The sequence below is a fragment of the Dokdonella sp. genome (genome assembly GCF_019634775.1).
Classification (GTDB): Bacteria; Pseudomonadota; Gammaproteobacteria; order Xanthomonadales; family Rhodanobacteraceae; genus Dokdonella.
Genome location: NZ_JAHCAS010000004.1, coordinates 56,166 through 83,152, shown reverse-complemented (window position 1 = coordinate 83,152; position 26,987 = coordinate 56,166). Strand labels below are relative to the sequence as shown.

The following is a 26,987-nucleotide window of genomic DNA, read 5'->3' as shown; positions in this document are numbered from 1 at the left end:
GCGCTCTCAGGCTTGTGCGGACGCGTCGAGGATTCCGCACAGGGCTTGCGGGTCGCGCCAGTGCCAGCCGCAGATGTAGCGTGGCAGGTTCCAGATGTCGCTCGCCATCGTCACCGGCACAGCACCGTCGCCGAAGGCGGCGAGCAGGCCGATGTCGGCGCCGCGGCGCGGCAGGTAATCGTCGTGCACGAAGGCAGGAATGTGGCTGAACGGATAGCAGAACAGGCGCGAGCGGCGCGGTGCGATGCGTGCATTGATGTAGCGTGCGGCATCTGCGATTTCCGCGTCGGCGCGTTTCTCGTTGTCGACGTCGAGGAACGAACCACGCGGCATCCCGTCCACGCCGGGCGCGGGGATTGCCGGATGGTTGTGGTCCCAGCTGTGGTTGCCGATCGTCATCAGCCCACTGGTCTCGGCTTCGGGCCACCAGTCCTCGCTCATCCAGCCTCGGCCGTCGAGGGCGCCGCGGTCGATGTGCGCGCGCGCCTCGGGCGAGGCGATGACGAAGCTGGTCATGTTCAGGTGGGGTTGCTCAGCCGCGCCATGCTCGCTGACGAAGTCGCCGAGGATATTGAAGAAACTGCGCTGCAACCCATGTTCGCGGAACTCGAGGTCACGGAAATCGAAATCCGAGCCGTCGTCGCAGCTCAACGCCACGCAGGCCGAGAGGTCGCGTGTGGTGAGGCCGAGGCGCTGCTCGACGACCCACTGCAGAGGAACCACGCGCAGTCCGAGCCGGTTGATCGTGCGCAGGTCGGAGGCGAGTGCGACATGGTCGTTGGTCGCGTAGTCGTTGCCGGCGATATTGACTGCGTGGTAGGTGAGGACCGGTACGCGCATGCGGGAGTGAGCAGGAAATGAATGAACAGGCGAGCGGTGCCCGACCAAGGCGCGGACCGTGGCTGGTCGTCGCGGCGCTGGCCGTGATTGTAGCGGCGACGCTGATCCTCGCGAGCCGATCGCCCGAAACAGCGCCCAATGCGCGCGCGCTGCCGGTCGCACTCGATGGCGATGCGCTGGAGCGCGGACAGGACGAGGACGATCTCGATCTGCCAATGCCGTTGGCAGCCGTGCGTGGCCAGATCGGTGTGCCGGCGCTTGCGCGCGGTCTGCCCGCTGCCGATCTGCCGCCACGTGGCACGCCGGCGCAGGAGGCGATCCGCCAGCTCGAACCACTGGTCGAGCAAGGCCGCGCCGACGCAACGCACCGGCTGGCGATGGAACTCGTGGGCTGTCAGCGGGCTCGCATGCTGGGACACGATGACCGGATCCGCGAGCGCCTGCTGCGCCGCTTCCGCGCACGCAATGGCCAGAATCCGTCCGGCGATGCCGAGTTCGACCTGATCGCGCGCGAGCTCGAACGCCTCAGTGCCGAGCGCGACCGCTGCGCAGGCATCGACGACGCCCTGTTCGCGAGCCGCATCAACCTGCTCGAACGAGCCGCCAAAGCGGGCAATACCGACGCCATGCTCGACTACGTCGACTGGGGCTTGCAGGACATCGGTGGCTACGACGGCGTCCTGCGCAACTTCGACGAAGTCGCGCGTCGGCGCAGCCTGGCTGGCGGATTCCTGAACGCTGCGCTCGCCGCCGGTGATTGCCGCGCGCTCGGCGTGTTGGCCGAGGCCTACGCCGGCGGTCGCAGTCGGCGCAACTGGGTGTTCGCCGCCAATCCCTACCTCGCCGCCGTCTACGGCGAAGCCGCCGCCCTCGCCCCCGGCGCGGCGCCGGTTTCGTCGACCGCCCTGCACGACCTCGATGCACAGCAACAGGCCACCGCGCGCGATCACGCCCAGCGCCTCGTGCAGCGGTATTGCAGGGGGTAGGTTGCCCCTGTGGCCGTGCGTGCCTGCACCTTTGCCCGGACCGGATGGACGTGGTGCCGTTCCCGGAGTGTCCTTCGTGGGAGGTGCCATGAACGGTCGGTCATGGGGAGAATCGGGCTTGACTCTGGACCATGGTCCAGGGTTCAAACTGAACGCCCTGTACCTTGCCCGGGAGCCTTCCACCATGTCCAGCTTTCCGATCGGTCGACTGGCTGAGCATGCCGGTGTCGGCATCGACACCGTGCGCTACTACGAGCGGGCTGGTCTGCTGGCACCCGCCGGGCGTTCGCCCAGCGGCTATCGGCAATACGGCGAGGGTGAACTGCGCCGCCTGCGCTTCATCCGGCGTGCCCAGCATCTCGGCTTCAGCCTCGCCGAAATCGGTGACTTGCTCGCAATCGGCGGGCAGGACGACATCGCCGCCGTGCGCGAGCTGGCGCGCCGGCATCTCGACGGCATCGAGCAGCGCATGGCCGAGTTGCAGCGCATGCGCGATGCGCTCGGTCGACTGGTCACCGCCTGCCCGGGCCACGGTCTCGCGCAGGATTGTCCGATCCTGCGCGCCTTCGATGAAGGAGACGTGGCATGAATCAGGATCATGGGCACGCGCCGGGCGCTCATGCGCCGAAGCACGCCTGTTGCCATGCGGGCGCAGCGCCGGCCAAGGCCACCGATCCCGTCTGCGGCATGCAGGTCGAGATCGCCACGGCCAAACACGTCCGCGAGCACCAAGGTCGGCCGGTGTACTTCTGCTGTGCCGGATGCGCGACCAAGTTCGAGGCCGACCCGGCGCGCTATGCCGGCATGCAGCCGGCACCGGCCGCCGCGCCGCCGATGCCTGCCGGCACGATCTACACCTGTCCGATGGATCCCGAGGTCCGCCAGGTCGGGCCGGGCACCTGTCCGAAGTGCGGCATGGCGCTGGAACCTCTCGATCCGGCCATGGCTGACGATGGCGAACTGCGCCGCGTGCGTCGCCGCTTCGTGATCGCCGCGCTGTTCGCGTTGCCGCTGCTGGTCGTCGCGATGGGCCCGCATCTCGGCCTCTGGCATCCGTCAGCGGGTGCGCTGCCCGCGCTGCGCTGGCTCGAGTTCGCGCTGGCAACGCCGCTGGTGCTCTGGCTCGGTCTCGACTATCACCGCCGCGGCTGGCAGGGCGTGCGCAACCGCGCGCCGAACATGTACACGCTGATTGGCCTCGGCGTGCTGGTGGCGTACTCGGTCAGCCTCGCCGCCCTGCTTGCGCCGCAGGTGTTTCCGCCGGCAATGCGCGACATGCACGGGCGTGTGCCGCTGTATTTCGAGGCGTCCGGCGTGATCGTCGCCCTCGCTCTGCTCGGTGAATGGCTGGAACTGCGCGCGCGCGGGCGCAGTTCGGCAGCGATCCGTAGCCTGCTCGACCTCGCGCCGAAGACTGCGCTGCGTCTGCGCGAAGGGCAGGGCGACGAGGAAGTTGCGGTCGAGGCGCTGCGCGTCGGCGATCGCGTGCGCGTGCGGCCGGGCGAGAAGATGCCGGTCGATGGCGTGGTCGTCGATGGTACCAGCGCGGTCGACGAGTCGATGTTGAGCGGCGAGCCGATCCCGGTCGCCAAGCAGGCCGGTGATCGTGTCACCGGCGGTACGCTGAACGGCAGCGGCAGCCTCGTCGTGCGCGCCGACCGCCTTGGCGCCGACAGCATGCTGGCGCAGATCGTCGCCTTGGTCGGCCAGGCACAGCGTTCGCGTGCGCCGCTGCAGCGCATTGCCGACCGCGTCGCGCGCTGGTTCGTGCCGGCGGTGGTGGTCGCGGCATTGCTCACCTTCATCGCTTGGTTCGCGTTCGGACCCGAGCCGCGCTTCGCCTACGCAATGGCCAATGCGGTCGCCGTGCTGGTGATCGCCTGCCCGTGCGCGCTCGGCCTGGCCACGCCGATCTCGATCATGGTTGCCAGCGGCCGCGGCGCCGAGATCGGCGTGCTGTTCCGCGAGGCCTCGGCAATCGAGACCTTGGCCGCGATCGACACCCTCGTGCTCGACAAGACCGGCACGATCACCGAGGGGCGGCCACGCCTTACCGATCTCGTCGCCGCACCGGGTTTCGACGAAGCCGGCGTGCTGCTCGATGCGGCCAGCCTCGAAGCGGCCAGCGAGCATCCATTGGCGCGCGCGATCCTCGAAGCGGCGCGCGAACGCGACCTGGTGCCGCGCGCGGTCGAAGCCTTCGAAGCGGTCAGCGGTGAGGGCGTGCGGGCGCGCCTGGGCGGGCGCACACTGGCCCTCGGCAACTCCGGTTTCGTCGGCCGCGTCGACGCCGCGCTCGAGGCGCGCGCCGACACGCTGCGCGACGAGGGCAAGACCGTGGTTTTCCTCGCCATCGATGGTCAGCCGGCCGGTCTGGTCGCCGTGCAGGATCCGCTCAAGGCCGGCGCCGCGCAGACGCTTGCCGAACTGAAGGCCGCAGGCCTGCGCCTGGTCATGGCCACCGGCGACAACCCGGCCACGGCGCGCGCGGTCGCCGCGTCGCTGCCGTTCGACGAGGTGCTTGCCGGGCAGTCGCCGCAGCAGAAGGCCGAGGCGATCGCCGCCCTGCGCGCACGCGGCGCGCGCGTGGCGATGGCCGGTGACGGCATCAACGATGCGCCGGCACTGGCCGCGGCCGACGTCGGCATCGCCATGGGCGACGGCACCGACATCGCCATGGAGAGCGCGCAGGTCACCCTGGTCAAGGGCGAACTCGGCGGCATCCTGCGTGCGCGCCGCTTGTCGGCGGCGACGGTGCGCAACATCCACCAGAACCTCGCCTTTGCATTCGGCTACAACGCGCTGGGCATCCCGATCGCCGCCGGCGTGCTGTATCCGGTCTTTGGCTGGCTGGCGAGCCCGATGGTGGCGGCGGTTGCGATGAGCCTGTCGTCGGTGTCGGTGATCACCAATGCGCTGCGGTTGCAGCGGTTTCACGGGTGAAACCGGTTCCCGCGAAGGACCACCCTGCACCGTAGGAGCCCCTGCAGGGGCGATGCTCCTTCCGTACAACCTCAAGGCAGAAGCATCGCCTGTGAACGGGCTCCTGCAGCACACCTCTGCACATCGGGTTTCCGTATCATCGCCGCATGGCTCCCCGCAAAACCGCCGCCGCAGCATCGCTGTTCGCTGAATCCGAAGCACTGAAGCCGCTCGCCGAACGCATGCGTCCGCGCACGCTTGACGAGATCGTCGGCCAGTCGCGCCTGGTCGGCGAGGGGCGTTCGCTGCGCCGTGCAATCGAGGCCGGCAAGGTGCATTCGATGGTGCTGTGGGGGCCGCCAGGCTGCGGCAAGACCACCTTGGCCCTGCTGCTTGCGCGCTATGCCGATGCCGAGTTCCGCGCGATCTCGGCCGTGCTGTCGGGCCTGCCGGACGTGCGCGCCGCGCTGGCCGAGGCCGAGCGGCGCTTCGTCGAAGGCCGGCGTACGGTGCTGTTCGTCGACGAGGTGCATCGCTTCAACAAGACGCAGCAGGATGCGTTCCTGCCGCACATCGAGCGTGGCGTGATCCTGTTCGTCGGCGCGACCACCGAGAACCCGTCGTTCGAGCTGAACTCGGCGCTGCTCTCGCGCTGCCGCGTGCATGTGCTCGAGGCGGTCTCCGCCGCAGACATCGCCGCCGCGCTGCGGCGTGCCCTCGATGACGCCGAGCGCGGCCTCGGCGATCTCGGCCTCGAAGTCGATGACGAAGTGCTGGCAACGATCGCCGGCGCTGCCGATGGCGATGTGCGCCGCGCCCTGACCCTGCTCGAAATCGCCGCCGAACTGGCCGAGGACGGACACATCGCCGAGGCCACGCTGGCCCAGGTGCTGGCCGACCGCACCCGCCGCTTCGACAAGGGAGGCGAGCAGTTCTACGACCAGATCTCGGCCCTGCACAAGTCGGTGCGCTCATCCGATCCAGATGCCGCGTTGTACTGGTGCACGCGCATGCTCGACGGCGGCGTCGATCCAGCCTACCTCGCGCGGCGCCTGACGCGCATGGCGATCGAGGACGTCGGCCTCGCCGATCCGCGCGCATTGACGCTCGCGCTCGAGGCCTGGAACACGTACGACCGCCTCGGCTCGCCCGAGGGGGAACTGGCGTTTGCCGAGTTGGCGATCTATCTCGCCATCGCGGCGAAGAGCAACGCGGCCTATATGGCCTTCAACGAAGCGCGCGCCGAAGTCAGGGCCAACGGCACGCTGGAGGTGCCGATGCACCTGCGCAATGCGCCGACGAAGCTCATGAAGGGCCTCGGCTACGGCCAGGGCTACCAGTACGACCACGACATCGAAGGCGGCGTCGCCCTCGATCAGCAATGCCTGCCGGACGCGCTGGCCGGGCGCGAGTTCTACCGACCCGTCGAGCGCGGTCTGGAACTGAAGATCGGCGAGAAGCTGGCTGCCTTGCGCGAAGCGCGCCGCGCTGCGCGCCAGCGCAAGGCATGAGCATGCATCGACTGCCTGTCGTGATCCTGTGCCTGCTTGCGGGCACGCAGGCGAGTGCCGATCCGGCGCTGCCGGCGGCAGCGCCGTCGCTGGCAGAGCGCATCGAAGCGCACGTCACCCAGCCACGCTTCGCCGCGGCGAGTTGGGGCATCCACGTCGTCTCGCTCGACAGCGGCAAGACGCTGTACGCGCGCGACGCCGACAAGCTGTTCACGCCGGCCTCGACCGCCAAGCTGTTCACCGCCTCGCTCGCCCTGGCCCGCTTCGGCGCCGCCCATCGCGTGCCGACCAGCCTGTTCGCCACCGCGCCGACGCGTCGCGACGGCAGCATGCCAGGCGACCTCGTCCTCGTCGGCTACGGCGATCCGACGCTCGGCTTCGACAAGCGCGTGTCCTGGGCCGACTCGCTGGCCATCGAGTTGCGCAAGGGTGGCGTGCGTGAAGTCGGCGGTGACCTCGTCGCCGACGCCACATGGTTTTCCGCGCCACTGTACGGGCGTGGTTGGGAAGCGGCCGACCTCACCACCTGGTTCGGTGCGCCGGCCTCGGCGCTGAGCGTCGATGACAACCTCGTGCGCCTCGAAATCAGCCCGGCGGCGAAGGTCGGCGGACGTGCGCGCGTGCGCTACGACGCGCCGTTCGCCGCACCGGACCTCGACAACCAGTTGCACACCGTCGCCGCTGGCGAAGTCACCGATATCAGCCTGTTCCGCGCGCCGGGCGATGTCGTGCTGCGCGCCTTCGGGCCGGTCGCGCGCGATTCGGGCACGCAGACCTTCCGACTCGCCATGCCCGATCCAGCCCTCGCTGCCGGCGAACAACTGCGTGCCGCGCTATTGCGCCAGGACGTGCGCTTCCACGGTCGCGTGCGCAGTGTCTACTGGCCGCAGCGCGACAACGTGGCCGACACGACGAAATGGCATCGCGTCGCCGACGTGTGGTCCCCGCCCGTGTCGGCGATCGTCGAGCGTGGCCTCAAGGTTTCGCAGAACCTCTACATGCAGAACCTGCTGTTGCTGGTTGGTGCGCAGGACGCCGCCGACGAGCGCGCCGCGGGCACGGCATCCACACGCTTTCGTTCCAGCGAGGTGCGGGCACTGCACACGATGCGCAACTGGCTTGCATCGATCGGCATCCCGCGCGAGAGCGCGCGGATCGAGGACGGTGCCGGCTTGTCGCGGCGCAACCTCGTCACCCCGCGCGCGCTGACCACGCTGCTCGTACACGAGGGCACGGCGCCCGAGTCGCAGGCCTTCCGCGTCGCCCTGCCCGAAGCCGGTGTCGACGGCTCGCTGATCGGGCGCATGCGCAACACCGAGGCCAAGGGCCGCGTCTACGCCAAGACCGGCAGCATGGCCTACACCTGGTCGCTCGCCGGCTACGCGATGAGCAAGGCCGGCGAGCGGCTTGCCTTCGCCATCGTGCTGAACAACTACGAGCCACCTGTGGGCGTGAGGCCGGCTCCGCCGCGGCCGTCGGCAGAGATCGATGCGATTGTGGTGATGCTGGTGGGCGGTTAGGGGTCGCCTGGCCCCGGAAGCATCGTGACTGAAGTTGCCTCGAGAATGAACGATTGGCTGTTGCGCGGCGGCTTCCGTCGCAATTGCCGATTCCCGCCCGCGACACGCGGCGTCGTGGGCATCAGCCCTTTCGGTGCGGTCTGCGTGGTGGACGCGGGCCTTTCGCGGCGGGATCGTGGTGGCGCGGGGTGGGGGAGTTGTCGTCGCCCTTGCCGTGCGCGGCGAGGCGGCTGATGCGTAGGCGTTGGCCGGCGACCCAGACCTTCTTGAGATGGGCGAGGATCTCGGGCGGCATGCCTTCGGGCAGGTCGATCAGGCTGTGCTCCTCGCGGATCGAGATGCGGCCGATGTGCTTGCTGTCGAGTTCGGCTTCGTTGGCGATCGCGCCGACGATGTTGCCGGGCTTGACGCCGTGGGCATGGCCGACTTCGACGCGGAAGGTTTCCATGCCCGGCTCGGGATCGCGGTGCGCGGCCTGCGCATGCTCGTTGCGCGGAACACGCGGCTTGCGCGGGGCGTCGGCATCGAACGGGGTGCGCGGGCCAGCGTCGTCGAAGCTGCGTTCCCTGCGCGCACGTGGTTCGCGTGTTTCCCGGGTATCGCGGGTTTCGCGCGGCGGGCGTGCCGGCGGTGCGGCCTCGCGGCGTTCGGCGCGTACCGGCGGATCGAGCAACAGCGGCTTGTCGCCCTGGGCGAGGCGGGCGAGGGCAGCAGCGATCTCGATCGCCGGCACGTCGTGCTCGCGTTCGACCTGTTCGATGATCGAGCGGTAGATGCCGAGGTCGCCGGCGCCGAGCGCGGCGACGACGCGATCCTTGAAGCGCGCCACGCGGCGGTCGTTGACGGTCTCGACCGAGGGCAGCTCCATTGGCTCGATCGGCTGGCGCGTGGCGCGCTCGATCGCGCGCAGCATGCCGCGCTCGCGCGGGGTGACGAACAGGATTGCATCGCCCTCGCGTCCGGCACGCCCGGTACGGCCAATACGGTGCACGTACGACTCGGTGTCGTAGGGAATGTCGTAGTTGAACACGTGGCTGATGCGCTCGACGTCGAGCCCGCGCGCGGCCACGTCGGTGGCGACGAGGATGTCCAGCTTGCCGTCCTTGAGCTGCTGGATCGTGCGCTCGCGCTGCGGCTGGGCGATGTCGCCGTTGATCGCGGCGGCGGCGAGGCCGCGCGCCTGCAGGCGTTCGGCGAGTTCTTCGGTGGCCTGCTTGGTGCGTGCGAACACGATCATTGCGTCGAACGGTTCGGCCTCGAGGATGCGCGTCAGCGCATCGAGCTTGTGCACGCCGCTGACCAGCCAGTAGCGCTGGCGGATGTTCGCAGCGGTCGTCGTCTTCGCCTTGATCGTCACTTCGACCGGCTCACGCAGGTGCTTCTGCGCAATGCGCCGGATCGGAGGCGGCATGGTTGCCGAGAACAGCGCGATGCGGCGTGTCGGCGGGGTTTTCTCGAGCACGGCTTCGACGTCGTCGATGAAGCCCATGCGCAGCATCTCGTCGGCCTCGTCGAGGACCAGGGTGGTCAGCTGAGAGAGATCGAGCGAACCGCGTTCGAGGTGGTCGATGATGCGGCCGGGTGTGCCGACGACGACGTGTGCACCGCGGCGCAGGCCGGCGAGCTGCGGGCCATAGGCCTGGCCGCCGTAGATCGGCAACACGTGGAAACCGGGCAGGTGGGCCGCATAGCGCTGGAAGGCCTCGGCGACCTGGATGGCGAGCTCGCGCGTCGGCGCCAGCACCAACGCCTGCGGCTTGGTCCGCGAGAGATCAAGCGCGTTGAGTATCGGCAGGGCGAACGCCGCCGTCTTGCCGGTGCCGGTCTGCGCCTGGCCGAGCACGTCGCGCCCGGCGAGCAGGTGCGGGATCGTCTCGGCCTGGATCGGCGAGGGCGCCTCGTAGCCGACCTCGGCCAGCACGCGTTGCAGCGGCTCGGCCAGCGCGAGCTCGTGGAACGAGGAAACGGGACGCGCGTCGTGCGACGGGACAGTGGACATCGGCAGGCTCGAGATCGCCGCGGCGCGGGACGCGCGGCGGGGCGGTTGGGGAAGAAGCGTGCATTGTAGGGCGTGGTGAGGGCCTGCGGGGAATGAGCCACGTTGATCGCGGCTGAAGCCGCTCCCACAAAACCTGGGAGCGGAGAATAGGGAATGGGGAATGGTCAAAGCAGGGCATCGAAGCACGCTTCCGCGTTTTCGCTTCAACCGTTCCCCATTCCCCATTCCTGGCTCCATGCCGTTCCCCGGCCCCAAAGGCTTGCTTCCCCGCCGCTTCGCCCCCACTGTTCGGCCTTGTTCCCGCAGCGGATTCTCCGTTCCATGACCGATCTCATCGCCCAGGCCGAGCAGCGCCTGCTGCATCCCGGCGGATTGTCCGCGCGCGACTTCGAGCGTGTGTTCGCGCGCCTGATGGGACCGGCGGTCGATGCCGCGGACCTCTATTTCCAGCATTCGCGCAGCGAGTCCTGGGTCCTCGAGGACGGCATCGTCAAGGAAGGCAGCCATGCGATCGAGCAGGGTGTCGGCGTGCGCGCGCTGTCCGGCGAGAAGACCGGCTTCGCCTATTCCGACGAGATCGTCATGCCGGCCCTGCTCGACGCGGCCGGCTCCGCGCGGGCGATCGCGCGCGCCGGCAGCGAGGGTGTCGGCAGGCCGCTGGCGATTGCGTCGGTGAATCCGCTGTATCCGGCGCTCGACCCGATCGATTCGCTGTCGAGCGAGGCCAAGGTGGCCGTGCTGCGCGAGGTCGATGCTTACGTGCGCGCGCAGGATCCGCGCGTGAAGCAGGTCATCGTCAGCCTGTCGGCAGCGCTCGATACAGTCTTGATGGCTGGCTCCGACGGAACGCTGGCTGCCGACGTGCGCCCGCTGGTGCGCCTCAACGTGCAGGTCATCGCCGAGCAGGGCGGTCGCCGCGAGAGCGGCAGCGCCGGCGGCGGTGGGCGTTACGGCTACGCGGAACTGCTGGCCAATGGCCGCGCGCACCAGCTCGCGCGCGAGGCCGTGCGCTCGGCACTGGTCAACCTCGAAGCGGTCGAAGCGCCGGCCGGCATGATGACCGTGGTACTCGGCCCCGGCTGGCCCGGCGTGCTGCTGCACGAGGCGATCGGACACGGTTTCGAGGGCGACTTCCATCGCAAGGAAACTTCGGCCTTCAGCGGACGCATGGGCGAGCGCGTGGCCGCGCCGGGCGTGACCATCGTCGATGACGGCACGCTGGCCGGTCGCCGCGGCTCGCTCAGCGTCGACGACGAGGGCACGCCGACGAACTGCACGGTGCTGGTCGAGGACGGCATCATGAAGGGCCTGATCCAGGACAAGTTCAACGCGCGCCTGATGGGCATGCGCCCGACCGGCAACGGCCGCCGCGAATCGTTCGCCCACCTGCCGATGCCGCGCATGACCAACACCTACATGCTGGCTGGCGAGCGCGACCCGGAAGAAATCCTGCGCTCGGTCAAGCGCGGCCTGTACGCGGTCAACTTCGGCGGCGGCCAGGTCGACATCACCAACGGCAAGTTCGTGTTCTCGGCCAGCGAGGCCTACCTGATCGAGGACGGCAAGGTCACGCGCCCGGTCAAGGGCGCGACCCTGATCGGCGCCGGTCCCGAGGTGCTGCAACGCGTGTCGATGATCGGCAACGACCTCGCCCTCGACGAAGGCATTGGTGTCTGTGGCAAGGACGGCCAGAGCGTGCCGGTCGGCGTCGGCCAGCCGACCCTGCGCATCGACGCGATGACGGTCGGTGGAACGGCGGCGTGAGGGCGACGGGCGTGGGTTCAGTCGCCGTCGTTCGTTGTCGCCGCGTGCGTCTCGCGCAGCAGGCGGAACAGTTCGCGCGCGGCGCGCGGCGGTTTGGCGCGGTCGGCTTCGAACTTGGCCTGGCGCACCAGCGCGCGCAGTTGCTGGCGGTCAGCGCTCGGGTGCAGGGTCAGCCATTCGCCGATGGCGTCGTCGCCGTCGGCGAGCAGACGATCGCGCCAGCGTTCGACGTGGTGCAGGTCGGCGGCAGCGCGGCGCATCTGCGCGCGGTCGTGGGCCAGCGCGGCGCGCAGCGGCGCAAGCGCGTCCTCGTCGAGCCGGCGCATCTGCTTGGCGAGGAACTGGACTTGGCGCTTGCGCGCGATCTGCTGGCTCACCGCGCGCGCGCGGCGCACCTCGTCGACGAGGTCGGCATCGAGCGGCATGCGCACGAGTTCGGCGTCGGGCAAGGCGACCAGCGCCTCGGCGAGGGCGAACACGGCCAGCGCCTCGCGGCGCAACTGGCTGCGACTGGGGCCGTCGAAGGTATCGTCGTCGGTCGGATCGAAGGACATCGGCGGTGGCCGCGCGTGGCGGCGCCTGCTGGAAACAGAACGGTGGCGGAGGATACGGCGTGACGGATGTGATGGCCAACCGCGAACCCAGCCTGGTCGAACTCGACCGCCTGGCGACGCTCGGCGAGGACGTGCTGAAGCGCTGCCGCGCAAAGGGCGCAAGCGAAGTCGATCTCGGCATCAGCGTCGACGAGGGCCTCGACGTCGGCGTACGCCTCGGCGAGGTCGAGTCGATCGTGCGCACGCGCGATCGCGGCCTGACCCTCACCGTGTACTTCGGCAAGCGCAAGGGCTCGGCGAGCACGGCCGACCTCAGCGCCGACTCGATCGCCAAGACCATCGACCACGCCTGCGCCATCGCGCGCCACACCGAGGAGGATCCGTGCAACGGCCTCGCTGATCCGGCCCTGCTCGCGCGCGAATTTCCCGATCTCGACCTCTGGCATCCATGGGACATCGACGCCACCCAGGCCATCGAACTTGCACTGGAATGCGAGGAGGCCGGGCGGGCCTTCGATGCACGCATCGACAATTCTGAAGGTGCCAACGTGCAGGTCGCTTCGTCGGTCTCGGTTGGCATGACCTCCCATGGTTTCATCTCGCGCGAGCGCGACACGCGCCACACGATCTCGCTGGCCCTGCTGGCGGAAGACGAAGCCGGCATGCAGCGCGACTACTGGTACGAATCCGTGCGCGCGGCCGGGGACTTCCCCGCCATCGCCTCGATCGGCCGCAAGGCCGCCGAGCGCACGCTTGCCCGCCTCGGCGCGCGCCCGATCGGTACGCGCCAGTGCCCGGTGTTGTTCGCACCGACAGCCGCACGCAGCCTGATCGGTCATTTCCTCTCCGCCGTCAGCGGCGGTGCGCTGTACCGCCGCGCCAGCTTCCTGCTCGATCACCTCGGCCGGCGCGTGTTCCCGGATTTCGTGCAGATCGCCGAACGTCCGCACCTGCGCCGTGGCCATGGCTCGTCCGTCTTCGATGCCGAAGGCGTGGCCACGCGCGACTCCGACCTGGTCCGGGATGGAATCCTCGAGCGCTACATCCTCGGCAGCTATTCGGCGCGCAAGCTCGGCATGACCAGCACCGGCAATGCCGGCGGCGTGCACAACATCCTCGTCATGCCGGGCGAGCATGGTTTCGACGCACTGGTCGAACGCATGGGCAGCGGCCTCGTCGTCACCGAGCTGATGGGGCAGGGCGTGTCGCTGATCACCGGTGACTACTCGCGCGGCGCATCGGGCTTCTGGGTCGAGAACGGCCGCATCGCCCATCCGGTCGAGGAGATCACGATCGCCTCGAACCTGCGCGACATGTTCGAGGCCATCGAGGCGGTCGGCAACGACGTCGACCGCCGCTCACACCTCTTGACCGGCTCGATCCTGGTCGGGCGCATGACCGTCGCCGGGAGTTGAATGCGTCGGACGGGCGCCGTGAGGGGTGGGCCAGCCGTCGGCGGGCGTGACTTCCTGCGCTTGAACGGATCCGGTGTTGGCCGCATTGTCGGCCTGGCGACATTCCTGTCGCACCGAGGAGACCCGCGATGACCGAAGAATCCGTTCCGCAGGCCACACAGGTTCCCGAAGTGGCGCCGGTTGGCGAGGAGCGCACTTGGGCGCTGCTCGGCCATCTGTCGGCGTTGTCGGCCTTCATCGTCGGCATCGGCGGCGTGCTCGGCCCGCTCATCATCTGGCTGGTCAAGCGCGACACCCTGCCGTTCGCCGCCGATCAGGCCAAGGAGGCGCTGAACTTCAACATCACCGTGCTGATCGTTGCGCTGGCCTTGGTCGTGCTGACCGTGTTCACCTTCGGCATCGGCATCTTCCTGACCCTGCCGATCGGCATCATCGTCTTCATCGGCTGGCTGGTGCTGACGATCATCGCCGCGATCAATGCCAACAACGGCGTGCGCTACCGCTATCCGCTGACGTTGCGCCTGGTGCAGTGACCAGCATGCGCTGGCGGCCGTCGCTGGTGGCGGCGGTCGCCAGCGGGCGCTTCAGTGCGCGGTCGATCGTGAATGCAACGATGATCCTGCAGGTAGCTCCGCTCCTGCGGAGTCGGGCCAGGCTTGAGGTTCGAACGCTCCCCGTCATTGGGAATCAAAAGGTTGGGGCCGTCCTGTGCGGGCGCAGCTCGGCGTTGCGCCGGCTCGACAGACGGCCAGTCTGGCTTCACCGTCGCGCCTTGATATGCGCCCGCACAGGACGGTGACGCCGTTGTGGGATCGATCAGAACATCCCTGCGTTGACTCAGTTCTCGCGCGAGGCAATGAAGCGTGCGAGATCACGCAGGTGTCTGGCCGATTCACCAAAGCGATCGAGGCAGGCAAGGGCTTCGGCGGTAAGCGCAGCAAGCGTCGCGTGCGAAGCGTCGAGGCCGAGAATGGCCGGGTAGGTCGGCTTGTCGTTGGCGACGTCCTTGCCCGGAGTCTTGCCGATGCGGGTCGCTTCGCCCTCGATGTCGAGAATGTCGTCCCGGATCTGGAAGGCGAGGCCGACACAGTGCGCGTGGCGTTCGAGTGCGGCGAGCACGTCGGCATCGCGGGCGCCTGCGGCGAGGGCGCCGAGGCGTACCGATGCACGGATCAGGGCGCCGGTCTTGTGCACATGCATGCGCTCGAGTTCGGCCGCGTCCAGCTTCACGCCAACTGCCGAGAGGTCGAAGGCCTGGCCTCCGGCCATGCCGTGCGAACCGCAGGCTGCGGCAAGCACGCGCAGCATCTCCACGCGCGTAGCTGCGTCGATGGCCGCTGTGCCTTCGGCGAGGACCTCGAAGGCCAGCGCCTGCAGCGCGTCGCCGGCGAGGATCGCCATCGCCTCGCCGTGTACGATGTGGCAAGTCGGCCGGCCACGACGCAATGCATCGTCATCCATCGCCGGCAGGTCATCATGCACCAGCGAATAGGCATGAATGATCTCGACCGCTGCGGCCGAGGCATCGATGGCATCGGGTGTCGCGCCGAACACCGCGCCACTTGCGTAGGCGAGCAGTGGCCGCATGCGCTTGCCGCCGCCGAGCACTGCATAGCGCATTGCCGCGTGCAGGTCATGCGGCGGTTGCGCCACATCGGGCAGAACCCGTTCCAGCACCGCATCGGCCCGTGCTGACAGCGCGATCAGTTCCGGACTCAGTTCACTCACGGACAATCCCGGAGACGACGGCTTGTTGAAACGCACGAGGGTACCGGCCACATCGCCCCGCCGCCCAATTCATCAAACCGGCAACAATGCCGGAAGAACGATGCTTCACTTCAAGAGTGCGACCAAGGAAGGCCGCTTCTGGCCTTGCGGGTGATCGAGCGCGTACCGACACATCGCGCTCCCCGGGGCAGCAATCGAGGGTGATTGCAAAAGCCAAGGCCTACGGCACATCGGGACTGAACGGCTCTGCCGAATCCGGTCTTGCTGGATCAAGCAACTGCTGCACACGCAGTTCAGCCTGCTCGAGAGCGCCCTGGCAGCTGCGGAAGAGGGCGATGCCGCGTTCGAACGACTTCAGGGAATCGTCGAGCCCCATGTCGCCCTGTTCCATGCGCGCGACGAGTTGCTCGAGTTCGTCGAGCGACTGCTCGAAGGCGGCGATCTGGTTCGATTCCGACGGCAGGGACGGTGACATGGCGCGAAGGCTAGCTGCCCGGTTCGGCCCGGTCAACGTGCGGGCACCAGCGCACGCCGAGTTCAAGTGCCTCGAACAGGGCGCGCCCCTCGCTGCCGAGCCAGAAGTCGGCCACGGCGAGCAGTGTGCCGTGGGAGTCGAGGATGAGTGGCAGGCGCCCACGCTCCCACGGTGGAATGCCGGCTTCCTGAAACAGGTCGCGCAGGTCGCGGTGATGGGAGCCGACGTTCAGGCGCAGGCTTTCGCCGCCTCGACGGAAACGCACGCGCAGGGTTTCATGCAAGGGAGTCGCGAGTGCAGCCCCTGCGGCATCGACGAGTTGCAGCTGGCCCAGTGCGGCCGGCAGCTCGAGTGGACGCCCGTCCCAGGACTTGTCCCAGGTTGCCGGCACCATTTCGATCGGCCGTCGTGCATGGACGAGATCGCGGTAGCGGCGCAGCTCGCTGCCAGGCCAGCGCACGCAGGGCAACTTGTCCTCGCCGGCCTCGCCAAGCTGGCGCATCAGTTCGCCGACCTGATGCTGGGTCGGTTCGGGCAGACCGAGTTCGCGCAACCAGCGGCGCAACACGGGATCGCGCAAGGCGTCGGGCAGGGCGAGCCACTCGCGGTAGCGCAGCGTATGCGGATCGAGGCCCTGGATCTGTGCGAGTGCGCGCGCGGCTTCGGCTTCGATGAAGTCGGCAGCTGCACGCACCCAGGTTGCGCTCTGTGCGATGCTGGCATCAGCCTCTGGCCAGCGCCGGCGCAGGCGCGGCATCACGTCGAGCCGCAGGTAGTTGCGGTCGAACACCGGGTCGGCGTTGCTCGGGTCGTGCACCCAGTTGAGCTGGTGGTGTTCCGCGTAGGAATGCAGGGCTGCGCGTGACAGCGAAAGCAGCGGGCGCCAGGCCAGCCCTTGGCCGAAACGGCGCAGTGGGCGCATCGCCGCAAGGCCCTCGGGGCCGGCGCCGCGCAACAGCTTGAGCAGGACCGTTTCGGCCTGGTCGTCGCGGTGATGGGCGAAGGCAACGATTTCTTCCGCGCGCAACTCATCCTGCAAAGCCGTGTGACGCATGCGCCGCGCCGCTGCTTCGAGGCCGAGGCCGCTGCCACGCGGCACGTCGACCCGCACGCTGGCGAAGTCGATCGAGAGATCAGCGGCAATGCGCGCACAGCGCTGAGTCCACTCGTCGCTGTCGACGTACAAACCGTGGTCGACGTGGATCGCACGCAGGCCGCGCGCGCGCGCGGCGGGCAGCGCAGCGAGTCCGTGCAGCAGGACGCTGGAATCGAGGCCGCCGCTGAAGGCGACCGCCAGCGGGCCGTCGGGCAGGGCGGCGAGCGCAGGTTCGAGAACGTCGCGCAGACGACGATTCACGGGCAAACCCGTTCTCTGATCGCCGTCAGTCGTGCCGCACGCACGGCGCAGCTCAGGCCCATGAACAGACGACCTTGCCGCACTGGCCGGCTTCCATCAGGTCAAAGCCCTTCTGGAAATCGTCGATGTGGATCTGGTGGGTCAGCACTTTCTGCAGCGGGAAACCGGTCAGCAGCATCTGGGTCATCTTGTACCAGGTCTCGTACATGCGCCGGCCGTAGATGCCGTGCATGACCAGGCCCTTGAAGATGACCTTGTCCCAGTCGATGCCGGCTCCTTTGGGCAGGATGCCGAGCAGGGCCATGCGACCGCCGTGGTACATGCACTCGAGCATGTCGTTGAAGGCGTGCGGGTTGCCGCTCATTTCCATGCCGACGTCGAAACCTTCGATGTGCAAGTCCCTGACGACGTCGCGCAGCGATTGCTTGGAGACATTGACCACGCGCGTCGCGCCCATGTCGGCAGCGAGCTTGAGGCGGTAGTCGTTGACGTCGGTGACGACGACGTTGCGTGCGCCGACATGCTTGGCGATGCCGGCTGCGATGATGCCGATCGGGCCAGCGCCGGTGATGAGCACATCCTCGCCGATCAGATCGAACTCCAGGGCGACGTGGGCGGCATTGCCGTAGGGATCGAAGAACGCGGCCAGTTCGGACGGGATCTGGTCCGGGATTGGCCAAAGGTTCGACGCCGGCATCGCGATGTACTCGGCGAAGGCGCCGTTGCGGTTCACGCCGATGCCGATCGTGTGCGGACACAGGTGTTGTTTGCCGGCACGGCAGTTGCGGCACACACCACAGACGAGGTGGCCTTCGGCCGAGACGCGCTGGCCGATCTCGTAGCCGGTGACGCCGGCGCCCTTGTCGACGACGCGTCCGACGAATTCGTGACCGATGACGAGGCCTGGCTTGATCGTGCGCTGCGACCAGGCATCCCACAGGTAGATATGCAGGTCGGTGCCGCAGATCGCGGTCTTCTCGAGCTTGATGAGTACGTCGTTCGGGCCGATCGTCGGCAGCGGCACCCGTTCCATCCAGATCCCCTTGGCGGCCTCACGCTTGACCAGCGCCTTCATCGTGTTGCTCATGGCAGATACCTGGATGCAAAGCGCTGATTATACGGCGCCGGTCCGGTCGGTGAGGGTGTTCGCTGGACGATCCGAATGCTAGACTCGACGGCCCTTCGGCCGTTGCATGCGCCACCGCCAGTCTCTTCCCGGGCCTGCGGACAGCATCGATGGACGTGCACGGACAGCAGACCTGCGTGACCCGTCGCTTCATCGGCGGGCAGCGATGTGGTGGAAGGCTTGACTACGACCCCCTCCCATGCGAACCGGAGTTCCTTTGCCCATGTACAAGAACGCCCTAGCTATTGCCCTCGGCCTGCTCGTTGCGGACGCGGCGATCGCGCAAAACACGCTGTCCCACAGCAACAACGCGCAGGTGGTGCCCACCAGCCAGGCTCCCATGCCGACCGGCACCTTCGACCTTACGCAGAGCGGCTCGTTCGACATCACCCTGCAGAACTCCGTGTCATGCAATGACGGCGGCATCCATACGGACAATTACTACTACCGCCGTTTCGACCTTGATACCCATTTCGCGGCAACCGGCACCGTCACCATCGCCAGCGTGGACATTGGCGTCGAGCAGGCGGCGGCGGGCTCCGGTGGCACCCAGCCGCTGACGCTCAACCTGTACGCGATCCCGAACGCGTCGACGTTGACCGTGGCCAATCTCGGCGCGCCGATCGCCACGCAAACCGTCGGCGTGGCGGACGGCGGCCTCGTCCTGCTCAATATTCCGATTGCCGCCTCGCTCAACGGCACGACGCATGACCTCGTCGTCGAGGTGTACTCGCCGGATGGGGGCACTGCGAATCACTCGTTCTTCATCGGCTCGAATGCCACGGCATCGATCAATCCGGCCGGTGCGCCGTCGTACCTGCGCGCTCCGGATTGCTCGGTTACCGAACCGACCCCAACGAGCTCGATCGGCTTCCCGACCATGAACATCGTCATGGTCGTCCATGCCACCACGCTTCCGGTAGGCCTGCAGAGCTTCGGCGTCGACTGATCCGGCACATCCGCTCGGCGTCACCAGCGAAAACGCCCGGCTTGCCGGGCGTTTTCGTCGGTGCTGGCTGCATTCAGAGAGCGCTGGCGCCAACCGGGGCCGATGACTGGTTGACCAAGGCCACGGCCGCCGTCTGTTCCATCGACTGGTGGAAGTGGAAGCCCTGCAGGCGGTCGCTGCCTGCGGACTGGAACCAGGCGAGCTGGGCGGCCGTCTCGATGCCCTCGGCGACGACGTCGAGGCCAAGGCTGTGGGCCAGGGCGAGCATCGCGCGCACGATCGCTGCGTCGCGCGGGTCGACCAGTACGTCGACGACGAAGCTGCGATCGATCTTGATGCCGTCAAACGGCAGCTGGCGCAAGTGCTTCAGTGACGAGAAGCCTGTGCCGAAGTCGTCGAGCACGACGCGCACACCGATGTCGCGCAGGCGGTCGAGGCTGACGATTGCTCGCTCGGGCAATTCGAGTGCGATCGATTCGACGATTTCGAGTTCGAGGCAGGACGGGGCGAGGCCGATGCGCTGCAGCAGTGCGGCGAGGACATCGGGGAAGTCACGGCGCTGGAAGCTGTGCGCCGAAATGTTGACCGCGACCGGTATCGGGTCCCGCCCGGGTTTCTGCCAGGCGAGCGCAGACCGGCAGGCGTGTTCGAGCACCCAGGCATCGAGTGCCTCGATCATGCCGAGCGGCTCGAATTCGTTGATGAACGCGTCGGGCAGCAGGCGTCCGCAGGTCGGGTGCTGCCAGCGCACCAATGCCTCGAAGCCGCAGATTTCCAGGTCCCAACCGCCAAGGATCGGTTGGAACTCGAGGATGAACTCGCCACGCGCGAATGCATTGCGCAGCTCGGACTGCAGGAGCAGGCGCTGTTCGATCTCAGTGTCGATGTCGAGACTGAAGAAGCGGTAGCGCATGGCGCCCTCGCGTTGCGAGCGCGCGCGTGCTTTTTCCGCGCAGGAATAGAGTTGATCCGCGGCCGCCGAATTGGTCGGGGTACTGGCGATGCCTATGCTGGCCTCGAGCGCGATTTCCCGGCCGTTCCAGAACAATGGGCGCGAGAGCAGGTCGAGCACTTCCTCGGCGATGCGACCGGCTCCGGCTTCGATTCCGAAACCCGTGCCATGCAGGGCGAAATGGTCGGAGTCGGGGCGGGCGGCCAGCAGGCCGCGGGTACGTGCGACTTCCTCGATGCGTTCGGCGGCGGTGGTCAGGGCAAGATCGACGCCATCCATGCCGAATGCGGCGGCGACCGTGCCGAGGTTGTCTACCCGCACCAGCAGCAGCGAAGTGCTCTGGCCGGCTTTGATCTGATGGTCGATGTGCTGGAGCAGATTGTGTCGGTTCGGCAAGCCCGTCAACGGATCGAAATGGCGCAGGTGAGCAGCTGCGTCGGTCGCGCGCTCGGCGCGCTCGCGCTCGTCCTCGAGCAGCCAGATGACCAGCCCGAAGCCGATGAAGAGCTGGGTGACCGCGCCGGGTACGGATGTGTACCGCAGCCACGACCACGGCGGTTGGCCGGATGCCTGCGCGACATAGGCGCCGAAGACGTGCAGCAGGTCGAGACCGTAGACGATCAGGGCAATTGCGGTCAGGCGCGACCCGAAGCGGTTCCAGCCCCAGTGCCGCAAGATCGCCACGCCGAGGGCGACCCCGGCGACGCCTGTCAGCAGATAGCGCAGGCCGACGCGCAGGAGCATGCGTTCCTGCGCGGCCGACGGGTCGAAGGCGAAGGCGAAGACACTCAATAGACCCAGGGCGACGGCGAGCGTCAACGCTTGCACGATGCTGGCGCGCGCTGGTGCGCGGTTGCGCCAAATGGTCAGCGTGCCGATCACGAGCAAGGCTATTTGCACGTATGCCGCGCCGAGCGACAGGCTCGACAGCAGCAGGCGCAGGGGGTGACTTGCCGGAAACCTGGCCTGCAGCACGATCGAGGTGCCGGCGGTGGCGAGATAGATCGCCAGGGCGAGGAAGCTCAGCGACCAGAAGCGCAGGTAGTCGTGGCGGAACAGGCCGTGGTAGTGGGCAAAGACCGCACTCTGCACGAGCGCGATCACGGCGCCGGTGCCGTACAGGACGATGTCGAGGACTCCCCAGTCGCTCATGCGGCTGATCCGCAGCGTCGAAGTGACGGCGTATTGAGCCGATGCCGGGGGGCTTTGTCAAAACAACGGGCTCCGGGACGGGCGCGCAGATCAAGTTGCCCGGCTGCAACGACGGCGCGAGTGGCGTGCGCAATAGCAGTGGGGCCTTGCGGATGCCACCCCGCCATTGGGAATCGAAAGGCCGGGGCCGTCCTGTGCGGGCGCAGCACGGCGCTGCGCCGGCTCGACCGACGGCCAGTCTGCCTTCGCCGTCGCGCCTTGATCTGCGCCCGCACAGGACGGTGACGCCGTTGTGGGATTGATCAGATCATCCCTTGGTGCCCTGTTGCCACCGCGCCGGAGTCGCATCGACCGGTGGGGAAGTCTCGCTCTTGCGCCGGGCGCATGCCCCCTACAATCCGCTCATGCGCCGCGCCGACTCACGACCTTCCGCGATCTTCCTGATGGGGCCGACCGCATCGGGCAAGACGGATCTGGCCTGCGCGCTGGCCGCGCGCCGCGGATTCGAACTGGTCAGTGTCGATTCCGCCCTGGTCTACCGCGGCATGGACATCGGCACGGCCAAGCCGGACGAAGCCACGCGCGCACGCCATCCGCACCGCCTGATCGACATCCGCGAACCTGACGAGCCCTATTCGGCCGCCGAATTCCGTGCCGACGCGCTGCGTGAGATGGCGGCAATCACGGCCGCCGGGCGCGTGCCGCTGCTGGTCGGCGGTACCGGGCTTTACTTCCGTGCGCTCGAGCGTGGCCTGTCCGATCTGCCGGCCGCCGATCCCGGCCTGCGTGCGGAGTTCGATGCCCAGGCGCGCGAGCACGGCTGGGAGTATCTGCACGCGCGTCTGCGCGGACTCGATCCGGTCGCCGCCACGCGCATCCGCCCCGGCGATGGCCAGCGCATCCAGCGTGCCCTCGAAGTTATTACGCTAAGCGGCCGAGCGCTGTCGGCCCAGCAGACGGGCGCGCACGAGCGCCTGCCGTATCGCGTGCTCAAGCTCGCCCTGCTGCCGTCCGGGCGCGGCCTCCTGCACGCGCGCATCGCACAGCGTTTCGACGCCATGCTTGCCGCCGGCTTCCTCGACGAGGTGCGCGCCCTGCTTCGTTCGCGCGTGCTGTCGCCCGAGCTGCCGGCGATGCGTGCCGTTGGCTACCGGCAGGCGATCGAGCACCTCGACGGCGTCACCGACGCAGCCACCTTCCGTGATCGCGCGATCTTCGCCACACGCCAGCTCGCCAAGCGCCAGATCACCTGGCTGCGCTCGGAACACGACGCCCGTGCCTTCGAACCCGATGCGCCCGGCTTGGCCGCCGCCGTCGAGGCGGCCGTGGTCGACTTCATCGGCCGGACTGCCATGGCACGCCACGGCTGAAGCCACTTCAGAAGCCGGGAATGGGGAATAGGGAATAGGGAATGGGAAGATCAGGAGCGCGCTTTCCCATTCTCCATTCCCCATTCCCCACTTTTCAGCCGCGATCGTAAAAAACAGTGCGTCCCTGCCGGAATCGTGCGCCGCCGCGCGTTTCCTCGGCCGCGGGCATGGGCTAAGATCGCCCGCATGGACCGGGGCGTCCATGAGCCGGCCTTTGCGGCCGGGCCTGCATGTCACGTCTCTTGACCCGGTCCGCACCGATGTCACACCCGGAGAAGAATAATGTCCAAAGGACAATCGTTGCAGGATCCCTTCCTCAATGCCCTGCGCCGTGAGCGTGTGCCGGTGTCGATCTACCTGGTCAATGGGATCAAGCTGCAGGGCACGATCGAGTCGTTCGACCAGTTCGTCGTGCTCCTGCGCAACACCGTCAGCCAGATGGTCTACAAGCACGCGATCTCCACCGTCGTGCCGAGCCGCAACGTCCGCATTGCGGGCACCGACGGCGCACCGGCCGGCGACGCCGCAGCGAGCGAGTAAACCCCACTGTTCGACCGTTCGCGCAAGGGTGAGCGTGCGCTGCTGCTGCAGGCGTACGAGCCCGGACACCAGGATCCAGCCCTGCTCGAGGAGTTCGCCGAACTCGCGCGTTCGGCCGGCGCGACCGTGGTCGGTACCCTGAGCGCGCGCGTCGAACGTGCGAATCCGCGCTTCTTTGTCGGCAGCGGCAAGGCCGAGGAGCTCAAGCAACACCGCGTTGCCCTCGATGCCGACCTGATCCTCGTCAACCACGCACTTTCGCCGGTGCAGGAGCGCAACCTCGAAAAGCTGACCGAATGCCGCGTGGTCGACCGTACCGGCCTCATCCTCGACATTTTTGCCCAGCGTGCGCGTTCGCACGAAGGCAAGCTGCAGGTCGAACTGGCCCAGTTGAAGCACATGTCGACGCGCCTCGTGCGCGGCTGGACCCACCTCGAACGCCAGCGTGGAGGTTCCATCGGCTTGCGCGGTCCCGGCGAAACCCAGCTCGAGATCGACCGCCGCCTGCTCGGCGAGCGCGTCAAGCAATTGCAGAAGCGGCTCGACAAGGTCGAGACGCAGCGCAACCAGGCACGCCGCGCCCGTGAGCGCAGCGCGCTGCCGGTGGTTGCCCTGGTCGGCTATACCAATGCCGGCAAGTCGACCCTGTTCAACGCATTGACCGGTGCCGGCGTGTATGCCGCGGACCAGTTGTTCGCCACCCTCGATCCGACCCTGCGCCGCATCGACGGCCTCGCCTGCGGACCGATCGTGCTGGCCGATACGGTCGGGTTCATCCGCGACCTGCCGCACGATCTGGTCGCCGCGTTCCGCTCGACCCTGGCCGAGGCGCGCGAGGCCGACCTGCTGCTGCACGTCATCGACGCCTCCGACCCCGAGCGCGACAGTCGCGTTGCCGATGTCACCGGCGTGCTCGAGGAGATCGGTGCCGGCACGCTGCCGCAACTGCTCGTGTTCAACAAGATCGATCGTATCGACGGGATCATGCCGCGGGTCGACGCGCCGGAGCGCGATGGCCCGGTGCGCGCATGGGTGTCGGCCCGGGATGCCGCAGGCCTCGACGGTCTGCGCGCGGCAATTGCCGGGGCCCTGTCGGTGGAGCGCATCCGCTGTACGCTCGCGGTTCCGGCCAGCGCCGGGCGCCTGCGTGCACGTCTGCACGCACAGGGCCTGGTTGCTGCCGAGCACATCGATGAACAAGGCTGGCACATCGACATCGACGCACCGCGTGCCTTGGTCGAGCCGCTGTACGGACTGCCAGGCGGTGATGGGGAATGGCTGCGCGGTGCGCTGGCAGCGGCCGCGATCGCCAATCGCGGTTGAGCCGGTTTTCGACGCGCGGCATCGGGTCGCCCCGATCGGGATCCGGGGCCTGTCCTGCTTATTGGCTGGATCGGTCCCCGATGGGGGAGCAGGCCTTGCTTGCCCGCCCGTCGACCCCTACCTACAATCCGGACTCGATCGCACGGGCCTGATCCAGCGCCCATCTCGGCATCCGGTGGGCGGCAAGCACGCCACTGCGTGTCCCTCCCTTTCGCTGCATCGACTCGCGCGGCGCACAGCTCGACAGGAACCCTGGAATGGCTTGGAATGAACCCGGCGGCGGCAAACAGCGCGATCCCTGGCGCGACAATGACAATGGCGGCCCGAAGAACGACGTCGATGCCGCGGTCCAGCGCCTGAAGGAGATGTTTGGGCGCCTGTTCGGCGGTGGAGGTGGTAGCCGCGGTGGCAGTTCCGGCGAGGGCGGTTTCGGTGGTGTCGCACTTGCCGCTGTCGGCATCGCCATTGCCTGGGTTGCTTTTGATTCGGTCCAGTCGATCAAGGCCAACGAGGCGGGTGTCGTGCTGCGCTTCGGCCAGATCACGCGGGTCATGCCCTCAGGGCTCAATTTCAAGTGGCCGCGGCCGATCGAGACGGTGCACGTGGTCGATGCGACGAGCGTGCGCTCGGCCTCCGACAGCGTGCGCATGCTGACCCGCGACGAGAACATCGTGCAGGTCAATTTCGAGGTGCAGTACCTCGTTGCCGATCCGGTCAAGTTCCTGTTCTCCACCCGCGATCCCGACGCCACGCTCAAACAGGCTGCGGAGAGCGCCGTGCGCGAGGTCATCGGTGCCGGCAAACTCGACGCGATCATGCCCGATCAGCGCGTCGAGCCGGCCGAGGGCGAGGCTGCCGCCGCGCCGGCGGCCGATCTTGCTGCGCAGGCCCGGCAGGTGATCCAGTCCACCCTCGATCGCTACGATGCCGGCCTCACGGTCAGCACGCTCAACTTCCAGAACGTGCGTCCACCGCAGGAAGTGAAGGAAGCCTTCGACGACGCCATCTCGGCTCGTGAGGACCGCCAGCGCGCGAGCAACATCGCTGACGCCTATGCCAAGCGTGTCGTCCCCGAGGCTCGCGGCGAGGCGGCACGCATCCTCGCCGAGGCCGAAGGTTACAAGGCGGAGCGCATCGCCAAGGCCGAAGGTGACGCGCAGCGCTTCGGCCTGATCGTCGCCGAGTACCGTGCCGCACCCGAAGTCACGCGCAAGCGCCTGTACCTCGAAACCATGCAGCAGGTGGTCAACCGCAACGCCAAGGTCGTCGACATGACCGACGGCAAGAACGTGCTCTACCTGCCGGCACCTGGGGCGACAACTCCGCCGGCGCCGCCGCAGGTCGTCGTGCCCGAAGCCGCGCCGTCGACGCGCGCCGAATCCGCAAGGGGAGGCCGCTGACATGCGCCCGATGCTTGGAATCCTGGTCGCCGTGGTCATCCTGGCCGGTGGCAGCAGCGTGTTCGTGGTCAACGAGAGCCAGACCGCGATCCTGACCCAGTTCGGCCGCATCGTCGAATCGGGCTATGCGCCCGGTCTGCACTTCAAGCTGCCGCTGATCCAGCAGGCAGTACGTTTCGACCGTCGCCTGCAGACACTCGATTCGGCGCCGGAGAACTACCTGACCTCGGAGAAAAAGGACGTCACCGTCGACTTCGTGGTCAAGTGGAAGATCGCCGATTCGGCCAAGTTCTACACCTCCGTGGGCGGCGAGGAAGTGCGCGCACAGGCGCGCCTCGCCTCGATCGTGCGCGACGGCATGCGTACGGCGATCAACAGCCGCACGCTGCAGGAAGTCGTCTCCAGCGCGCGCACGGATCTCACCCAGACCCTGGTGCGCACCGCCAATGTCGCCACGCAGAATCTCGGCATGGAGATCATTGACGTGCGCATCCGCCGCGTCGATCTGCCGCAGGAAAGTTCGGTGTTGCGCTCGGTTTACGAACGCATGCGTTCCGAGCGCAAACAAGTTGCCGACTCGCTGCGCGCCGAAGGTAACGAGGCCGCCGAACGCATCCAGGCCGACGCTGATCGGCGTGTCCAGGTGATCCGTGCGGACGCCTACCGTGATGCGCAGAAGACCCGCGGTGAAGGCGATGCCAAGGCGGCCGAGGTGTACGCCGGAGCCTATGGCAAGGACGCGGAGTTCTATGCCTTCTACCGCAGCCTCGAGGCCTATCGCGAGGCGCTGCAGGGCGGCAATGGCGTGCTCATGCTGAATCCCGAAGCGGAGTTCCTGCGCTACCTGCGCGACAGCAAGTGATGTCGGCCGATCTCGCCGCGGCGCTGTGCCTGGTGCTTGTGCTCGAGGGATTGTTGTTGTTCGCCGCGCCGGGCGCATGGAAGCGCATGGCCGAGCAGTTGCAGCGGATAGACGAACGCCGTCTGCGCCTGATCGGCGGCATCTTCATCGTGGTCGGCCTCGTCGCGCTGCGCGTCATCCGCTGAGTCGGCGCATCGCTTAGACTTCCACCCCGGCATTCCTTCCGTTTCCACGCATCGACC

23 protein-coding genes are annotated in these 26,987 nt (G+C 67.9%); 15 read left to right on the top strand and 8 right to left on the bottom strand.

Annotated elements, in window-relative coordinates; translation table 11 throughout:
• Positions 1–6: 6 nt before the first annotated feature.
• Positions 7–840, bottom strand: a complete 834-nt coding sequence (locus KF907_RS15330) for a polysaccharide deacetylase family protein (RefSeq protein ID WP_291221799.1) — start codon at positions 838–840, stop codon at positions 7–9.
• 17 nt (positions 841–857) lie between these two features.
• Here KF907_RS15330 and KF907_RS15325 point away from each other — a divergent pair, with 17 nt between their 5' ends.
• From KF907_RS15325 to dacB, 5 genes are all read left to right on the top strand, one after another.
• Positions 858–1,826: a hypothetical protein gene (locus KF907_RS15325; protein WP_291221797.1), complete on the top strand. Its 969-nt coding sequence runs from the start codon at positions 858–860 to the stop codon at positions 1,824–1,826.
• Positions 1,827–2,010: 184 nt separating this feature from the next.
• Positions 2,011–2,415 (top strand): MerR family DNA-binding protein, encoded by a 405-nt coding sequence (locus KF907_RS15320; RefSeq protein ID WP_291221795.1) that lies wholly within the window; start codon positions 2,011–2,013, stop codon positions 2,413–2,415.
• On the top strand, positions 2,412–4,769 hold the full coding sequence (locus KF907_RS15315; protein ID WP_291221794.1) for a heavy metal translocating P-type ATPase: 2,358 nt from the start codon (positions 2,412–2,414) through the stop codon (positions 4,767–4,769). Before KF907_RS15320 ends, KF907_RS15315 begins: the two co-directional genes overlap by 4 nt.
• Positions 4,770–4,915: 146 nt before the next feature.
• On the top strand, positions 4,916–6,259 hold the full coding sequence (locus KF907_RS15310) for a replication-associated recombination protein A (protein WP_291221792.1): 1,344 nt from the start codon (positions 4,916–4,918) through the stop codon (positions 6,257–6,259).
• Between the two features lie 2 nt (positions 6,260–6,261).
• Complete coding sequence (dacB, locus tag KF907_RS15305) at positions 6,262–7,779, top strand: D-alanyl-D-alanine carboxypeptidase/D-alanyl-D-alanine endopeptidase (RefSeq protein ID WP_291221790.1); 1,518 nt, start codon at positions 6,262–6,264, stop codon at positions 7,777–7,779.
• A 121-nt stretch (positions 7,780–7,900) separates the two neighbouring features.
• Here the strand turns inward: dacB and KF907_RS15300 are convergent, their stop codons facing one another.
• Entirely contained in the window at positions 7,901–9,778 is a 1,878-nt protein-coding gene (locus KF907_RS15300) for a DEAD/DEAH box helicase (RefSeq protein WP_291221789.1), read from the bottom strand.
• Positions 9,779–10,099: 321 nt separating this feature from the next.
• On the opposite strand from KF907_RS15300, the gene tldD reads away from it, so the two are divergent.
• Entirely contained in the window at positions 10,100–11,542 is a 1,443-nt protein-coding gene (tldD, locus tag KF907_RS15295; RefSeq protein ID WP_291221787.1) for a metalloprotease TldD, read from the top strand.
• Between the two features lie 17 nt (positions 11,543–11,559).
• On the opposite strand, the gene yjgA is transcribed toward tldD, so the two are convergent.
• Positions 11,560–12,096: a ribosome biogenesis factor YjgA gene (gene yjgA, locus KF907_RS15290; protein ID WP_291221785.1), complete on the bottom strand. Its 537-nt coding sequence runs from the start codon at positions 12,094–12,096 to the stop codon at positions 11,560–11,562.
• A 71-nt stretch (positions 12,097–12,167) separates the two neighbouring features.
• Between yjgA and pmbA the strand changes: the two genes are divergently transcribed.
• A complete protein-coding gene (gene pmbA, locus KF907_RS15285; protein WP_291221833.1) occupies positions 12,168–13,511 on the top strand; it encodes a metalloprotease PmbA in 1,344 nt (447 codons plus the stop codon).
• A 128-nt stretch (positions 13,512–13,639) separates the two neighbouring features.
• On the top strand, positions 13,640–14,044 hold the full coding sequence (locus KF907_RS15280) for a DUF4870 domain-containing protein (protein WP_291221783.1): 405 nt from the start codon (positions 13,640–13,642) through the stop codon (positions 14,042–14,044).
• A gap of 304 nt (positions 14,045–14,348) precedes the next feature.
• Here the strand turns inward: KF907_RS15280 and KF907_RS15275 are convergent, their stop codons facing one another.
• The 4 genes from KF907_RS15275 to tdh form a co-directional block, all read right to left on the bottom strand.
• Positions 14,349–15,230: a polyprenyl synthetase family protein gene (locus KF907_RS15275; RefSeq protein ID WP_472843888.1), complete on the bottom strand. Its 882-nt coding sequence runs from the start codon at positions 15,228–15,230 to the stop codon at positions 14,349–14,351.
• A 229-nt stretch (positions 15,231–15,459) separates the two neighbouring features.
• On the bottom strand, positions 15,460–15,714 hold the full coding sequence (locus tag KF907_RS15270; protein ID WP_291221781.1) for an exodeoxyribonuclease VII small subunit: 255 nt from the start codon (positions 15,712–15,714) through the stop codon (positions 15,460–15,462).
• 10 nt (positions 15,715–15,724) lie between these two features.
• The gene (gene tilS / locus KF907_RS15265; RefSeq protein WP_291221779.1) at positions 15,725–17,071 is read right to left on the bottom strand and encodes a tRNA lysidine(34) synthetase TilS; all 1,347 of its coding nucleotides are present in this window, start codon (positions 17,069–17,071) and stop codon (positions 15,725–15,727) included.
• Positions 17,072–17,123: 52 nt separating this feature from the next.
• Positions 17,124–18,146, bottom strand: a complete 1,023-nt coding sequence (gene tdh / locus KF907_RS15260) for an L-threonine 3-dehydrogenase (RefSeq protein WP_291221829.1) — start codon at positions 18,144–18,146, stop codon at positions 17,124–17,126.
• Positions 18,147–18,420: 274 nt separating this feature from the next.
• On the opposite strand from tdh, the gene KF907_RS15255 reads away from it, so the two are divergent.
• Complete coding sequence (locus KF907_RS15255; RefSeq protein ID WP_291221777.1) at positions 18,421–19,146, top strand: hypothetical protein; 726 nt, start codon at positions 18,421–18,423, stop codon at positions 19,144–19,146.
• Positions 19,147–19,219: 73 nt separating this feature from the next.
• On the opposite strand, the gene KF907_RS15250 is transcribed toward KF907_RS15255, so the two are convergent.
• A complete protein-coding gene (locus KF907_RS15250) occupies positions 19,220–21,250 on the bottom strand; it encodes a putative bifunctional diguanylate cyclase/phosphodiesterase (RefSeq protein WP_291221776.1) in 2,031 nt (676 codons plus the stop codon).
• Between the two features lie 404 nt (positions 21,251–21,654).
• On the opposite strand from KF907_RS15250, the gene miaA reads away from it, so the two are divergent.
• The 6 genes from miaA (at position 21,655) to KF907_RS15220 (ending at position 26,930) form a co-directional block, all read left to right on the top strand.
• A complete protein-coding gene (gene miaA, locus KF907_RS15245) occupies positions 21,655–22,620 on the top strand; it encodes a tRNA (adenosine(37)-N6)-dimethylallyltransferase MiaA (protein WP_291221774.1) in 966 nt (321 codons plus the stop codon).
• Between the two features lie 282 nt (positions 22,621–22,902).
• Complete coding sequence (gene hfq / locus KF907_RS15240; protein WP_291221772.1) at positions 22,903–23,160, top strand: RNA chaperone Hfq; 258 nt, start codon at positions 22,903–22,905, stop codon at positions 23,158–23,160.
• Between the two features lie 6 nt (positions 23,161–23,166).
• Positions 23,167–24,483, top strand: coding sequence for a ribosome rescue GTPase HflX (gene hflX / locus KF907_RS15235; protein ID WP_291221827.1), 1,317 nt, complete (start codon positions 23,167–23,169; stop codon positions 24,481–24,483).
• 257 nt (positions 24,484–24,740) lie between these two features.
• On the top strand, positions 24,741–25,883 hold the full coding sequence (hflK, locus tag KF907_RS15230; protein ID WP_291221770.1) for an FtsH protease activity modulator HflK: 1,143 nt from the start codon (positions 24,741–24,743) through the stop codon (positions 25,881–25,883).
• A gap of 1 nt (position 25,884) precedes the next feature.
• Positions 25,885–26,745, top strand: coding sequence for a protease modulator HflC (hflC, locus tag KF907_RS15225; RefSeq protein ID WP_291221768.1), 861 nt, complete (start codon positions 25,885–25,887; stop codon positions 26,743–26,745).
• Positions 26,745–26,930, top strand: a complete 186-nt coding sequence (locus KF907_RS15220) for a DUF2065 family protein (protein ID WP_291221767.1) — start codon at positions 26,745–26,747, stop codon at positions 26,928–26,930. Before hflC ends, KF907_RS15220 begins: the two co-directional genes overlap by 1 nt.
• The last annotated feature ends 57 nt before the right edge of the window (positions 26,931–26,987 follow it).

Bases quoted from the DNA above. Each gene is read 5' to 3' on its own strand.
- KF907_RS15330 (WP_291221799.1), bottom strand. From the start codon at position 840: ATGCGCGTACCGGTCCTCACCTACCACGCAGTCAATATCGCCGGCAAC.
- KF907_RS15325 (WP_291221797.1), top strand. From the start codon at position 858: ATGAATGAACAGGCGAGCGGTGCCCGACCAAGGCGCGGACCGTGGCTG.
- KF907_RS15320 (WP_291221795.1), top strand. From the start codon at position 2,011: ATGTCCAGCTTTCCGATCGGTCGACTGGCTGAGCATGCCGGTGTCGGC.
- KF907_RS15315 (WP_291221794.1), top strand. From the start codon at position 2,412: ATGAATCAGGATCATGGGCACGCGCCGGGCGCTCATGCGCCGAAGCAC.
- KF907_RS15310 (WP_291221792.1), top strand. From the start codon at position 4,916: ATGGCTCCCCGCAAAACCGCCGCCGCAGCATCGCTGTTCGCTGAATCC.
- dacB (WP_291221790.1), top strand. From the start codon at position 6,262: ATGCATCGACTGCCTGTCGTGATCCTGTGCCTGCTTGCGGGCACGCAG.
- KF907_RS15300 (WP_291221789.1), bottom strand. From the start codon at position 9,778: ATGTCCACTGTCCCGTCGCACGACGCGCGTCCCGTTTCCTCGTTCCAC.
- tldD (WP_291221787.1), top strand. From the start codon at position 10,100: ATGACCGATCTCATCGCCCAGGCCGAGCAGCGCCTGCTGCATCCCGGC.
- yjgA (WP_291221785.1), bottom strand. From the start codon at position 12,096: ATGTCCTTCGATCCGACCGACGACGATACCTTCGACGGCCCCAGTCGC.
- pmbA (WP_291221833.1), top strand. From the start codon at position 12,168: ATGGCCAACCGCGAACCCAGCCTGGTCGAACTCGACCGCCTGGCGACG.
- KF907_RS15280 (WP_291221783.1), top strand. From the start codon at position 13,640: ATGACCGAAGAATCCGTTCCGCAGGCCACACAGGTTCCCGAAGTGGCG.
- KF907_RS15270 (WP_291221781.1), bottom strand. From the start codon at position 15,714: ATGTCACCGTCCCTGCCGTCGGAATCGAACCAGATCGCCGCCTTCGAG.
- tdh (WP_291221829.1), bottom strand. From the start codon at position 18,146: ATGAAGGCGCTGGTCAAGCGTGAGGCCGCCAAGGGGATCTGGATGGAA.
- KF907_RS15255 (WP_291221777.1), top strand. From the start codon at position 18,421: ATGTACAAGAACGCCCTAGCTATTGCCCTCGGCCTGCTCGTTGCGGAC.
- KF907_RS15250 (WP_291221776.1), bottom strand. From the start codon at position 21,250: ATGAGCGACTGGGGAGTCCTCGACATCGTCCTGTACGGCACCGGCGCC.
- miaA (WP_291221774.1), top strand. From the start codon at position 21,655: ATGCGCCGCGCCGACTCACGACCTTCCGCGATCTTCCTGATGGGGCCG.
- hfq (WP_291221772.1), top strand. From the start codon at position 22,903: ATGTCCAAAGGACAATCGTTGCAGGATCCCTTCCTCAATGCCCTGCGC.
- hflK (WP_291221770.1), top strand. From the start codon at position 24,741: ATGGCTTGGAATGAACCCGGCGGCGGCAAACAGCGCGATCCCTGGCGC.
- hflC (WP_291221768.1), top strand. From the start codon at position 25,885: ATGCGCCCGATGCTTGGAATCCTGGTCGCCGTGGTCATCCTGGCCGGT.
- KF907_RS15220 (WP_291221767.1), top strand. From the start codon at position 26,745: ATGTCGGCCGATCTCGCCGCGGCGCTGTGCCTGGTGCTTGTGCTCGAG.